Origin of the sequence: Domibacillus epiphyticus (genome assembly GCF_001975785.1) — a bacterium.
GTDB classification, from domain to species: Bacteria; Bacillota; Bacilli; order Bacillales; family Domibacillaceae; genus Domibacillus; species Domibacillus epiphyticus.
In genome coordinates this window covers 63,142-75,902 of record NZ_MSFI01000019.1, presented here as the reverse complement: position 1 = coordinate 75,902, position 12,761 = coordinate 63,142, and the positions used below count along the sequence as shown (strand labels likewise).

The window sequence follows — 12,761 nt, the reverse complement described above, 5'->3', positions numbered from 1 at the left end:
AAAGAGACCGCCTCATTGACGATCCCGTTCCGTTTCATCATCTTCTTTTTATTTTTGGGAAAAGACGGTCCATATTGTCCATCATAAGACCTGTTCCTACTGCAACACAGTTCATCGGATTTTCTGCAACAAACACAGGCACTTTCAATTCATTTGTCAAAAGCTGATCCATTCCATGCAGCAATGCACCGCCTCCTGTTAGCATGATGCCACGATCAATGATGTCTGCTGAGAGTTCCGGCGGAGTTTGTTCAAGTACCTTTTTCGAAGCCTGGACAATTTGCAGTACAGATTCCCGTAATGCGACTTCAATTTCAGATGATTTAATGACTAAAATGCTGGGAAGTCCAGTCATAATGTCACGACCACGAATTTCCATTTCTTCATTTCGGGCATCCGGATAGACTGTTCCAACATGGATTTTAATGGCTTCAGCCGTTCTTTCACCGATCAAAAGCTTATACTCTTTTTTGACGTAATTCATAATTTCTGCATCAAACGTATCACCGGCTACTTTAATCGAATCAGCTGTGACAATAGCACCGAGTGATAAAACTGCGATATCCGTCGTTCCACCGCCGATATCAATCACCATATTGCCGCTTGGTTCATAAATATCCATGCCAGCTCCAACTGCCGCAACTTTAGGCTCTTCTTCAAGATAGACTGTTTTACCGCCACTTTTTTCAGCAGCTGTACGGATTGCTTTCTGCTCAACTGCTGTAATTTGTGTCGGGCAGCAAATTAAAATGCGGGGCTTTGATAAAAAGCCTTTCACATTCAACTTGTTAATAAAATGCTTCAACATCGATTCTGTTACATCAAAGTCAGCAATAACACCATCACGAAGCGGACGAATGGCCACAATGTTACCCGGCGTCCGGCCTACCATCTTATACGCTTCTTCCCCGACAGCAAGTACTTTATTTGTATTGCGATCCATTGCGACGACAGACGGCTCATTCAAGACGATACCCTGTCCTTTTACATGAATGAGCACGTTGGCTGTCCCGAGGTCAATCCCGATATCTTTAGATAACATTTTCATATTTCCCCCTACGCGTTTGTCTATCTATGTTCATATATTTTAGAATTTATGCTTCAAATACCTATATTACCATAAATATACGGAAGAATCGACAAAATGTACCATGATTATTCGGGAAAATGCGGATTTTTCACGAAAGAACACTATTTTTTACTAATTAACACAACCCTTTAGGGTGTAAATTGAATGTTTACCGTTCTTCTCTACCAAAAGTCTATACTTTATATTTAGTAAAAAGGTCACAAAAATGCGCCATTTTACTCAATGGCGCATTTCACGATCGTTAGTTGGCTGATTTCCATTTTTCCTTTGTTGCTTCTCCACCTCGAAGGTGCCGGATTGATTTGTGGTAGTGTAAAATATGTTCGACGCGTGCTGAAAGCTCCGGACTCAGACCCGGCAGCCGCTCTGTTAAGTCTTTATGAACGGTGCTTTTTGAAATCCCAAATTCTTTTGCAATATCCCGCACCGTTTTGTTTGTTTCAACGATATACTCTCCGATTTTAAGCGCTCTTTCTTTGATGTAATCGCGCACGTGCACGCCTCCTTCACCGGAACCGGGACGGGCGAAATGAGACTTTTCTTCTGTTATTTCCAGCAAGTGCGCATCGTTATTCATTGTTTCGGGGCAGTCTCATTCCAGGAGCCCCTCTCCTTTTTACTACCATATGATCATTTCCCAGGAAATATGATTGTCTATTTCCATTCTGATACCGTTTTTCCATACAATGAATTTGGATCTAGCATTTTACCGTCTTTCTCCACTTCAAAGTGAACGTGTACGCCAGCTGACTCATTCATCAAACTCCGGCCAGCTTCCCCGATTTTTTCACCCTGGCTTACTTTATCGCCCTTTTTCACTTGTATGTCCGCTACAGATTGGAATGTTGTTACAACGTTGTTTCCATGATCAATTTCAATATGATTTCCTAAAAATGCATCTTCACGGACATCAATCACAGTTCCTGACAAAGGTGCAGTAATACTAAACGTTTTCCCACTTTCTAATACGTAGTCGACGCCTGCGCTTTCATAATAAGTGTCATTATAGACGACAAGCGCTTTTTGCTGCTCGGCTGTGGCTGCTTTTTCATCATAAAATGATGTTTTCACGATGACTTCTGCTTCAGCCGGCTTGCTCATTTGTTCTGGATTCGCATTCACACTGATCGTAGAATCGTCAAATTCGTTCGATGCAGGCGCTGGATCAGATACGGCTGTTTTGTCTTCATCACGATCCATCACTTGATACATCATGAGACTGGAAATAAGTAAGATGGCGCAAGCGAGATAGATTGCCGGCAGTGCTCTTTTTTTCATAAAAAAATCCTTCAGTTTTGGGGGGAGTGATTTTTTACCGCCCTCATTCATGTTCATCACCTCATCAGGCATTCTGAACAGAAGAAGGACTTTTTATACATGTGTGGAATAATATTCCTAGAATAGTTAAAAAAACGCCACAAACAGCCGCAACGATAAGGCTTAAAGGTGGTAAAATCAATATAAGATGTCGTGAGTGAGGTGTGGAAGTGAAAAAGATGATTCGTTTCTTGTCGATTGCAGCGCCCGTTGTTTACATGATTGCCATTTGGATCATGTCTAGTCTTCCGCACGACACGATTGTGGATTTACCTAACAATTCAATTGACCGATTTTTAAAAGAATCGCTGCATCTTGTTGAGTTTGCCATATTATATGGATTGATTGTAAATGCATTTTTATTGAATGGAAAACTAACGCCGCTCATTAGTCTTACAGCAGCCTTATTCGCTTCTTTTTATGGGCTGGTCGATGAAATTCACCAGGCATTTGTGCCGTACCGTTCAGCTACATTTATTGATGCAATTAAAGACGTTACAGGTGTTTTTATTGCCTTTACAATTGTTAGATATATGTATTTTGAAAAAAAATCACACATTGGCCGCATAATGGCTGCATTTAGTGAATGGGCACGCCCGCAATAAAAAGCGGACGTGTTTTTTTACTTTAAAAAGGCACCGGCAGATTCTATCGATGCTCCGGGATAATAATGTTCTGTTATCTCTGTGTATTTTTTCCCTTCTTTTGCCATTCCGTTCGCTCCATACTGGCTCATCCCTACACCATGTCCATACCCTTTTGTCGTAATAATCACTTCGCCTCCTGCTGATTTTAAATGAAAATCTGCAGATGGGAGTCCCAATTTTTCTCTTATCTCACGACCGGTGAATGTTTTCCCATCGATTACTATTTCAGCGACCCGTCCGCCAGATGTCCGTTCTTTTACAGTCCCTGCTTCGCCTGAATCCGGCAGTGTAACATCTAGTGTTTCTTCTACCTGTGCACGCGGAATGACCATCTCCTGTTCAAAATTTGGTGCTGATTCATCCCACGGACTATCGACGCTGATTAAGTAGGGAAGCGGAGATTGCCAGTAGTCTTCGGCATTTTCTGTTTTCCCGTTACCGGATGAAAAAAAAGCAGCTGTAATCGGTTCTCCATTATAAACAAGGACCTCTCCTTCCGTTTCTTTCGCGGCATCCTCGATCTTTTCTTTATTTTTTTCGTATGCATCGCCCCATGTTTGTTTTAACTCTTCCTTATCCTTGAATACTTGATCATCGACCGTATCGGTCACTTCCATTCCAGCAAGTGTCTGCGTTAATATAAACGTTCTGGCGGCGACAGCCTGCGCTTTTAATGCCTCTTTTTCAAAAGATGCCGGCATTTCAGCTGCAACAACACCGGTCACGTACTCTTCAAGAGGAACCGATTCAGTTTTTTGTGAGTCTGATCGGACAATATCCACAGATGGTTCTTCTTTTTTTGGTATAACTTCTTCTTCTTCTTTTTCTGTTAAAATAAGCCCGACAGCTGGAATGGCAATTGCGGCGATTAGAATGAACAATAAAAGATAGAACGGTTTTTTCAAAACAAAATCCCTCCCTGCTGTATAAAAAGAGATATGCCCGACTATACTAATTATGACAAAAGACGAAAAAACCGCCTGCGTAAACAGACGGTTTTTCCAAAAGTATAATAAACAAATAAATTCAGCTTTTGACTGTGATCGGCTTATCTGATGTTTCTGTAACACGTTCGATATCAGCGCCCAGTGCAGCAAGTTTCCCATGGAAATTCACATAGCCACGGTCAAGGTGCTTCAATTCTGTCACGCGTGTGTATCCGTCCGCAACAAGTCCGGCAACGATTAATGCAGCAGCGGCGCGTAGATCTGTCGCAGCAACTTCTGCTCCCTGCAAATCAGACGGACCGTCAATAATAACCGAACGCCCTTCAATTTTTGCGTTCGCATTCATGCGGCGAAATTCTTCAACATGCATAAAACGATTCTCAAAAACAGTTTCTGTAATAACGCCAGTTCCTTCTGCTTTTAGCATAAGGGCCATCATTTGAGATTGCATATCCGTTGGAAAACCGGGATGCGGCATTGTTTTAATGTCTACAGAAGTTAATTTTTCCGGACCGATGACCCGAATGCCATTATCTTCTTCTATAATCTCAACGCCCATTTCGCGCATCTTTGCGATCAAGGAGGACATGTGCTCGGCAACTGCCCCTTCAATCAGCACGTTTCCGCCTGTGATAGCCGCAGCTGTCATAAATGTGCCTGCTTCAATCCGGTCTGGAATAATGGCATGATCCGCTCCTTGAAGTGTATCAACACCCTCAATGCGAATCGTCTCTGTACCAGCGCCAATTACTTTGCCGCCCATTTTATTGATAAGGTTGGCAAGGTCAACGATTTCCGGCTCTTTCGCCGCATTTTCAAGAATCGTTGTACCTTCTGCAAGAGCAGCAGCTGTCATAATGTTCTCTGTTGCACCTACGCTTGGGAAGTCAAAATAAATTTTTGCCCCTTTTAGGCGGCCATCTGTTTCCGCTTCGATAAAACCGTTTTCCACTCGGACTTTTGCACCCATTGCTTCAAACCCTTTTAAATGCTGGTCAATGGGGCGTGATCCAATGGCACATCCACCCGGTAAAGCGACACGTGCTTTTCCGTTACGCGCAAGCAGCGCACCCATTACGAGGACAGACGCACGCATTTTGCGAACATATTCAAAGGGTGCTTCAATTAAAAGTTGTTTCGTTGCATCAATCGTTACTATATTATTTTCAAACGTTACTTCACAATTTAAGTGGCGCAGTACTTCATTAATCGTATATACATCGGATAAAGTCGGTACGTCACGAATGACACATCTACCTTCTCCAGCTAATAACGTTGCCGCAAGTACCGGCAGCACCGAATTTTTTGCACCTTCAACTTTGACGGTACCGTTCAATTGACGGCCGCCGCGGACGATAATTTTGTCCAAACTGTTCCCCTCCGCGTCCTTTTCTATTATACATATTCAAATCAGTGGACTGACGTGCCAGCCCTTTCCAATGTCTATTTCATACTTCGACAAAACTTCTTAAAGTTTACCATCATATTCCCGTTTCTAACAAGTGAAAATAAGCACATATTGTAGAGAATTTGTGAAACTACTCAGGAAAAAGGGAGTTTTGTTTTTCCATATAAATGAATAAAAAAACATTATGATTACTTTTTCACAAGATATCCCTATCCAATTTATATTATTTTTCAAAAAAAGGCAAGTACGTCAACACACTGATTTTATTATGGCAAAAGCATTGGAAGCTGTCTGGACCATAGCATGTAGTCAAGAAAAAAATTGCTGACGGCGGAACCAATGGCGGTTGATAGCAAAACATATAGGAGACGTGCTCTTACTACTTGGTTTTTCCGCAGTAATTTTTCAAAACGGATTGCCTGCAGCGCCCAGAACGATAATCCAATGAATAGTAAGCTCATCAGCATGCTGACAAGCGCTTCTTGGCCGAATGACTCAATCATATTGAATGCTCCTTATTTTAAATGGTGACCTTCTTTCAAGCTCACTAGAAAAAAGCTGTCCCATCGTTTAAGAACGATGGACAGCTTTCTATTTTTCTTATAGTTTGCCTTCGTACACACTGACACGGTTAATAGCCCGTTTCAATGCTAGTTCGGCGCGTTTGAAATCAACGTTATCCTGCTTATTATCCTGCAAACGGCGTTCTGCACGCATTTGCGCTTCTTTTGCACGGGCAACGTCGATGTTTTCCGCTTTTTCAGCAGCTTGCGCTAATATCGTTACCTGATCAGGACGAACTTCGAGAAAGCCACCGCTGATAGCGACCAATTCGGATTTGTTTCCGTCCGAAACAAGACGGACAGCACCGATTTGTAAGGGAGCGACCATCGGCACGTGGCCGGCCATGATGCCGAGCTCGCCGCTTTGCGCTTTGGCACTAACGAGTTCCACGTTCGTATCCACTACCGGGCCGTCAGGAGTGACGATATTGACGTTAAATGTCTTCATAGCTAAACCTCCTGATCCCTATATTAAACTTGTGCACCCATCTCTTGTGCTTTTGCCACAACTTCTTCAATGCCGCCCACAAGACGGAACGCATCTTCAGGAAGATTATCGTATTTGCCATCTAAAATTTCCTTGAATCCACGAACTGTATCTTTAACAGCCACGTAAGATCCTTTTTGGCCTGTAAACTGCTCGGCTACGTGGAAGTTTTGAGAAAGGAAGAATTGAATGCGGCGGGCGCGCGCAACTGTCAATTTATCATCCTCTGACAACTCATCCATGCCAAGAATCGCGATAATATCCTGCAATTCTTTATAACGCTGCAATGTTTGCTGAACCGAACGTGCAACATTGTAATGCTCTTCGCCTACGATTTCCGGTGAAAGGGCACGAGATGTAGATGCGAGCGGATCAACCGCAGGATAAATACCCATCTCAGAAAGTTTACGCTCAAGGTTTGTTGTCGCATCCAAATGGGCGAATGTTGTCGCCGGAGCCGGATCCGTGTAGTCATCGGCAGGTACATAAATAGCCTGGATAGATGTAACGGAACCAACGTTAGTAGATGTGATACGCTCTTGAAGCTGACCCATTTCAGTTGCAAGAGTCGGCTGATAACCTACCGCAGATGGCAGACGGCCAAGTAGGGCAGATACTTCCGAACCTGCTTGCGTGAAACGGAAAATATTATCGATGAAGAACAGTACGTCCTGTCCTTGATCATCACGGAAATATTCAGCCATTGTAAGACCCGTCAAGGCAACGCGCATACGCGCACCAGGAGGCTCGTTCATTTGTCCGAATACCATTGCTGTTTTTGAAATAACACCAGAATCGCTCATTTCGTGGAAAAGGTCATTTCCTTCACGAGTACGCTCACCAACACCGGCGAATACGGAAATACCACCGTGCTCCTGTGCGATGTTGTTGATCAATTCTTGGATAAGTACAGTTTTACCTACACCGGCACCGCCGAAGAGACCGATTTTACCACCTTTAATATAAGGAGCAAGAAGGTCAACTACTTTAATGCCTGTTTCCAAAATTTCAACTTCTGTTGAAAGCTGTTCAAATGATGGTGCAGCGCGGTGAATCCCATCACGGCGTGCTCCTTCCTCGATTGGCTTTTCATCGATTGGCTCTCCAAGAACGTTGAATACACGGCCAAGCGTTACATCTCCGACTGGAACGGAAATCGCTTTTCCTGTATCAAGTACTTCCTGGTTACGCTGAAGGCCGTCTGTAGATGCCATCGCAATGGTGCGGACAGAGTCATCACCAAGGTGTGTAGCGACTTCGAGTGTCAGTTCAGTGCCAGATGTACCGATCTGAACTTTTAAAGCGTTATAAATGGCAGGAAGCTGACCGTTTTCAAACTTAACGTCAACGACCGGACCCATAACTTGAAGAACGCGTCCTTTGTTCATCTTTTTCCCTCCTGTTTTGGTCAATTGCATAGTCGATTATGAAAGCGGGACAAAGAACCCCCACTGGTTGTTACGATTCGAGTGCGGCTGCTCCGCCGACAATTTCCGTAATTTCCTGGGTAATTGCCGCCTGGCGTGCACGATTGTATTGCAATGTAAGTGTGCGAATGAGCTCTTTCGCGTTGTCGGTTGCATTTTGCATTGCCGTCATACGCGCCGCATGCTCACTTGCTTTTCCATCGAGAAGTGCTCCGTAAATTAAGCTTTCTGCATACTGAGGAAGCAAAACTTCGAGAATTTCTTCTGGGGATGGTTCAAACTCATATGATGAAAGACGGCCGCCTGATGTTTCAATATCAGTCAAAGGCAATACTTTCTTCTCCGTCACGTCCTGTTGAATAGCGTTGACGAAGTGACTGTAGTACATATAAAGCTCATCATATGTACCTTCTGAAAATAGATCGACCGTTTTACGAACGATCTCTTTCACGTCTGCAAAAGATGGCTGATCAGGAAGACCCGTAATGCTTTCGATCGCCTCTATTCCGCGCATACGGAAGAAATCCCGTCCAACACGGCCGACAGCGATGACAACATACTCATCGTTTGACTTATGACGTTCTTGAATTTGCTTATATACATAGCGCAAAATGCTGCTGTTATAGGCTCCCGCCAAACCGCGGTCCGATGTGATGACAAGGTACCCGGTTTTTTTAACGGGGCGGGAGACGAGCATCGGATGTGTTACATCTTTGCTGCCGAGTGCGATTGACGCCACCACTTCTTGAATTTTCTCCATGTATGGAACAAAGCTTTTCGCATTTGTTTCCGCACGATTCAATTTAGAAGCAGATACCATTTGCATAGCTTTTGTAATCTGACTCGTCTTTTTTGTCGATGTAATACGTGTTTGTATGTCGCGTAACGATGCCACTTTCTCTCACCACCCTTTTTATGTTAGATCACGCAGACATGGGCGGACGTCCGGTAGACGGTACCGCCCTTAATCTGCCATTATTCGGATTTCACAAACGACTTTTTAAACTCGTTGATCGCTGACTTCAATTCATCATCAGACGGAAGTTCTTTCGTTGTGCGAATATGATCGTACACATTTGTGTGGTTTTTATCGAGCCAGTGTAACAGTTCATCTTCGAAACGAGTAATATCAGAAACCGGAATATCATCAAGGTGGCCACGTGTCAATGCATAAAGAATAACAACCTGGCGCTCAACTTTAAGCGGTTTATTCAAATCCTGTTTCAACACTTCAACTGTACGTGCACCACGATTCAATTTTGCTTGCGTGATCGCGTCAAGATCCGAACCGAACTGCGCGAATGCCTCAAGCTCACGGTAGGCAGCAAGGTCTAGACGAAGTGTACCTGCTACTTTTTTCATCGCTTTAATTTGCGCTGAACCACCAACACGTGATACAGAAAGACCCGCATTAATCGCCGGACGTACGCCAGAGAAGAACAAGTCAGATTGAAGGAAGATCTGTCCATCTGTGATGGAAATAACGTTTGTTGGAATGTAAGCAGAGATATCGCCTGCTTGCGTTTCAACGAATGGAAGAGCTGTAATTGAACCCGCTCCAAGTGTATCGTTCAACTTCGCTGCACGCTCTAACAAACGAGAATGCAAGTAGAATACGTCACCAGGGTATGCTTCACGACCTGGAGGACGGCGAAGAAGAAGGGAAAGTTCACGGTAAGCGGCAGCTTGTTTAGATAAATCATCATATACGATGAGAACATGCTTGCCGTTAAACATGAAGTCTTCTGCCATTGAAACGCCTGTGTATGGTGCAAGGAACAACATTGGCGCCGGTTGTGATGCAGAAGCCGTCACAACGATTGTATAATCAAGTGCACCGTGTTTACGAAGGGTTTCAACTGCGTTACGTACTGTTGATTCTTTTTGACCAATCGCAACATAAATACATACCATATCTTGGTCGCGCTGGTTCAAGATTGTATCGATCGCAACAGTTGTTTTACCTGTCTGACGGTCACCGATGATCAATTCACGCTGTCCGCGGCCGATTGGCACAAGAGCGTCAATCGCTTTAATCCCTGTTTGCAATGGCTCATGAACTGATTTACGATCCATTACACCTGTTGCAGGGCTTTCGATAGGACGTGTTTTCGTTGTATTAATTGGACCAAGACCATCGACTGGCTGACCAAGAGAGTTTACAACGCGGCCGATTAGCTCTTCGCCAACCGGAACTTCCATGATGCGGCCTGTGCGGCGCACTTCATCGCCTTCCTTGATATCCTTATAAGGACCAAGAATGATAATACCAACGTTGTTTTCTTCCAGGTTTTGAGCCATACCCATGACGCCGTTTGAGAACTCAAGAAGCTCTCCCGCCATGACGTTGTCGAGGCCATGAGCACGTGCGATACCGTCCCCAACCTGGATGACAGTACCGACGTCGCTAACTGTAATATCGGACTGGAAGTTTTCAATTTGCTTTTTTATCAGCGCACTGATTTCTTCAGCTTTGATGCTCATGCATGTCACCCCTCAGTTTCTTCAAGAAGCAATAAAGCTCCTGTCTAGTTTATTAATTCGTCGTTAATTGTTTTTCAAGACGGTTCAGCTTGCCGCGCAAACTGCCGTCAAAAATGCGGTTTCCAATGCGGACTTTTAAGCCGCCCAGCAATTGGGAATCCACAATATTTTCGATGTTAAGTGTCTGCTTTCCAACTTTCCGGGAAAACGCAGATGATACTGCTGTTTCTTCAGCCGGTGTCAAAGGACGTACTGAATATACAAGTGCATCCGCTGTACTGCGATCTTCATTCGCCAGTTCAATATATGCGTCACATACAGCTTGAACTTCATTTGTACGATGGCGCTGAACAAGCAGTTTAAGCGTGTTGACAACAGGAGCTGAAGCTGTTGAAAAAGCGTTTTGAATCAATGCCTGTTTGTTCGCAATTGAAAGCTTCGGTGATTTAAGAATGGTTAACAGTTCTTTATTTTCACTGAAAACTTGTTTCACAACGCGCAGTTCCTGTTCTATCTCAGCGAGTTTGTTCTGTTCTTTTGCCAGTTCAAAAAGCGCGATCGCGTAGCGTTTTGCCGCTCCGGATTTACTCATCGCTCTTCGCCTGCCTCTTTAATGTACTCATTAATTAACTGTTCTTGATCCGCAGCTGAAAGTTCTTTTTCAATCACTTTCGATGCAATCATTACAGACAATGCAGCAACTTGCTCACGCAAGGCAGCCATCGCCTGGTCTTTTTCCTGCGCAATTTCAAGTTTTGCAGATTCTTTCAAACGCTCAGATTCAGCACGGGCAGCCGCGACAATCTCAGCTTTTTGTTCTTCGCCAAGTTTTTTGGCATTTTCAATTGTCGTTTGCGCTTCAAGACGAGCTGCTTTTAGCTCGGCACGCGTTTCTTCCAATAATTGATTCGCTTCGACACGGCTTTTTTCTGCCGCTTCGATTTCTGATGCGATGTGCTCTTCACGCTGTTGCATGATGCCCATAAGCGGACCCCAGGCATACTTCTTCAGCAATGCAAGCAAGATGATGAACATAGCAAGCTGGAACAAGATATCGCCGCCGTTAAAACCAGCACCGGCTCCAAGTACGTATGCGTTTGTCGTCACGATCATTTCACTCCCTTCAAGAGGTTCCCACTCTTCCCCCGCAGGGAAAGAAATTCATTCATAAATAAGCATTTCTGCGGTTTAAACATAAAGGAATGGCGAAGGTTCGCATTGGAATGTGATCTTCGCCATAAAATGGTTCTATGTCTAGTTCCGGGCGTTAGAGGCTCGCGTCATAAGTCAGCCAGGCTGCATAGCACAAAACGCCATTCCGCCTGTCCGTCTTATGCACTTCACCTCTGTACGAACGCCCTCCACTTTTCTTTCTTATTGACCTTGTACCATGAACGCGATAACTACGGCGATGATAGGAATCGCCTCAACTAGTGCTACCCCGATGAACATTGTTGTTTGAAGCATACCACGTGCTTCTGGCTGACGAGCCATACCTTCGACAGTTTTAGATACGATCAAACCGTTACCTACACCGGCACCAACGGCCGCTAAACCAATTGCAATTGCTGCTGCTAAAAGACCCATGTTAATTTTTCCTCCTTATTTTGAAAAGCATGATTTACTAACAAAAATGTTTGTCCAGAGACTGAACAGGTAAATATATTAATGGTCGCTGCTCACTTTGTGGGCAATGTAAACCATCGTTAACATTGTGAAAATGAATGCCTGAATGGCACCAATAAAAACTGAGAATCCCATCCATGCAAGCGTTGGAATAATCGCTGCAAGATGTCCGCCAACTCCTGTTGCCAGTGACCCAGCAAGGAGGGTAAGCAGGATTTCACCTGCGAAGATGTTACCGTAAAGCCGCAGACCGAGTGTCAGCGTATTTGCAAACTCCTCAATCAACTTTAGCGGGAACATAAACCACATTGGACGGAAGTAGTCTTTTCCGTATTCGGAAAAACCTTTCATGCGGATGCCATAATAATGAGACAATCCTACAACCATCACTGCTAGCGTCAACGTAATGACCGGATCGGCTGTTGGTGATTTCCACCATAGTTCGTTATCGTAAACAACTGCGAACGGAAGACCCAGCATGTTCGATACGAAAATGTACATAATTAATGTGATGCCAAGAATGTGAAAGCGACCACCGGTTTTCCAGTCCATGTTGCTTTTAACAATTCCTTTAACAAAGTCCATGACCCATTCAAATAAGTTTTGCATACCTGTCGGTTTCATTGCCAAATTACGTGTTGCTGCTATCGCAATTAAAAAGACAATTAAACTTGCAACGGTAATCATTAAAATGTTGGACAGGTTGAACGTCAGTGTGACCCCGAAAAGATCAACGTGACGTAACGGAGACTCGTGACCCAAATT

Annotated in this window: 15 protein-coding genes; 1 reads left to right on the top strand and 14 read right to left on the bottom strand. The window is 44.1% G+C overall.

The annotated features are described in order from the left end of the window. Nucleotides 1-37: 37 nt before the first annotated feature. The 3 genes from mreB to BTO28_RS11160 all read right to left on the bottom strand — a co-directional run bounded on the left by mreB (nucleotide 38) and on the right by BTO28_RS11160 (nucleotide 2,368). Complete coding sequence (gene mreB / locus BTO28_RS11170) at nucleotides 38-1,042, bottom strand: rod shape-determining protein (protein WP_076766254.1); 1,005 nt, start codon at nucleotides 1,040-1,042, stop codon at nucleotides 38-40. A gap of 289 nt (nucleotides 1,043-1,331) precedes the next feature. Then, a complete protein-coding gene (gene spoIIID, locus BTO28_RS11165) occupies nucleotides 1,332-1,583 on the bottom strand; it encodes a sporulation transcriptional regulator SpoIIID (RefSeq protein ID WP_076766491.1) in 252 nt (83 codons plus the stop codon). A gap of 161 nt (nucleotides 1,584-1,744) precedes the next feature. Further along, nucleotides 1,745-2,368 (bottom strand): M23 family metallopeptidase, encoded by a 624-nt coding sequence (locus BTO28_RS11160; protein WP_158068817.1) that lies wholly within the window; start codon nucleotides 2,366-2,368, stop codon nucleotides 1,745-1,747. A gap of 218 nt (nucleotides 2,369-2,586) precedes the next feature. Here BTO28_RS11160 and BTO28_RS11155 point away from each other — a divergent pair, with 218 nt between their 5' ends. After that, nucleotides 2,587-3,012: a VanZ family protein gene (locus BTO28_RS11155; RefSeq protein ID WP_076766250.1), complete on the top strand. Its 426-nt coding sequence runs from the start codon at nucleotides 2,587-2,589 to the stop codon at nucleotides 3,010-3,012. 17 nt (nucleotides 3,013-3,029) lie between these two features. Here BTO28_RS11155 and spoIID read toward each other — a convergent pair whose 3' ends face one another. From spoIID to atpB, 11 genes are all read right to left on the bottom strand, one after another. Then, nucleotides 3,030-3,959: a stage II sporulation protein D gene (gene spoIID / locus BTO28_RS11150; protein ID WP_076766248.1), complete on the bottom strand. Its 930-nt coding sequence runs from the start codon at nucleotides 3,957-3,959 to the stop codon at nucleotides 3,030-3,032. 121 nt (nucleotides 3,960-4,080) lie between these two features. Next, nucleotides 4,081-5,370, bottom strand: coding sequence for a UDP-N-acetylglucosamine 1-carboxyvinyltransferase (gene murA, locus BTO28_RS11145; RefSeq protein WP_076766245.1), 1,290 nt, complete (start codon nucleotides 5,368-5,370; stop codon nucleotides 4,081-4,083). 305 nt (nucleotides 5,371-5,675) lie between these two features. Continuing rightward, nucleotides 5,676-5,912: a DUF1146 family protein gene (locus BTO28_RS11140; RefSeq protein ID WP_076766243.1), complete on the bottom strand. Its 237-nt coding sequence runs from the start codon at nucleotides 5,910-5,912 to the stop codon at nucleotides 5,676-5,678. Nucleotides 5,913-6,009: 97 nt separating this feature from the next. Further along, nucleotides 6,010-6,420 (bottom strand): F0F1 ATP synthase subunit epsilon, encoded by a 411-nt coding sequence (locus BTO28_RS11135; protein WP_076766241.1) that lies wholly within the window; start codon nucleotides 6,418-6,420, stop codon nucleotides 6,010-6,012. 23 nt (nucleotides 6,421-6,443) lie between these two features. Continuing rightward, nucleotides 6,444-7,847 carry a F0F1 ATP synthase subunit beta gene (atpD, locus tag BTO28_RS11130; RefSeq protein ID WP_076766239.1) on the bottom strand — a complete coding sequence of 468 codons (1,404 nt, stop codon included), beginning with the start codon at nucleotides 7,845-7,847 and terminating at the stop codon, nucleotides 6,444-6,446. Between the two features lie 70 nt (nucleotides 7,848-7,917). Then, nucleotides 7,918-8,781 (bottom strand): F0F1 ATP synthase subunit gamma, encoded by an 864-nt coding sequence (locus BTO28_RS11125; RefSeq protein WP_076766237.1) that lies wholly within the window; start codon nucleotides 8,779-8,781, stop codon nucleotides 7,918-7,920. A gap of 80 nt (nucleotides 8,782-8,861) precedes the next feature. Further along, a complete protein-coding gene (atpA, locus tag BTO28_RS11120; RefSeq protein ID WP_076766235.1) occupies nucleotides 8,862-10,370 on the bottom strand; it encodes a F0F1 ATP synthase subunit alpha in 1,509 nt (502 codons plus the stop codon). Nucleotides 10,371-10,422: 52 nt separating this feature from the next. Then, on the bottom strand, nucleotides 10,423-10,962 hold the full coding sequence (locus tag BTO28_RS11115; protein WP_076766233.1) for a F0F1 ATP synthase subunit delta: 540 nt from the start codon (nucleotides 10,960-10,962) through the stop codon (nucleotides 10,423-10,425). Next, nucleotides 10,959-11,483 (bottom strand): F0F1 ATP synthase subunit B, encoded by a 525-nt coding sequence (gene atpF, locus BTO28_RS11110; RefSeq protein ID WP_198936763.1) that lies wholly within the window; start codon nucleotides 11,481-11,483, stop codon nucleotides 10,959-10,961. The genes BTO28_RS11115 and atpF overlap by 4 nt, the downstream gene beginning before the upstream one ends. Before the next feature lie 261 nt (nucleotides 11,484-11,744). Continuing rightward, complete coding sequence (gene atpE / locus BTO28_RS11105; RefSeq protein ID WP_045852010.1) at nucleotides 11,745-11,957, bottom strand: F0F1 ATP synthase subunit C; 213 nt, start codon at nucleotides 11,955-11,957, stop codon at nucleotides 11,745-11,747. Nucleotides 11,958-12,035: 78 nt separating this feature from the next. Beyond that, the gene (atpB, locus tag BTO28_RS11100) at nucleotides 12,036-12,758 is read right to left on the bottom strand and encodes a F0F1 ATP synthase subunit A (RefSeq protein WP_076766231.1); all 723 of its coding nucleotides are present in this window, start codon (nucleotides 12,756-12,758) and stop codon (nucleotides 12,036-12,038) included. Nucleotides 12,759-12,761: the final 3 nt, after the last annotated feature.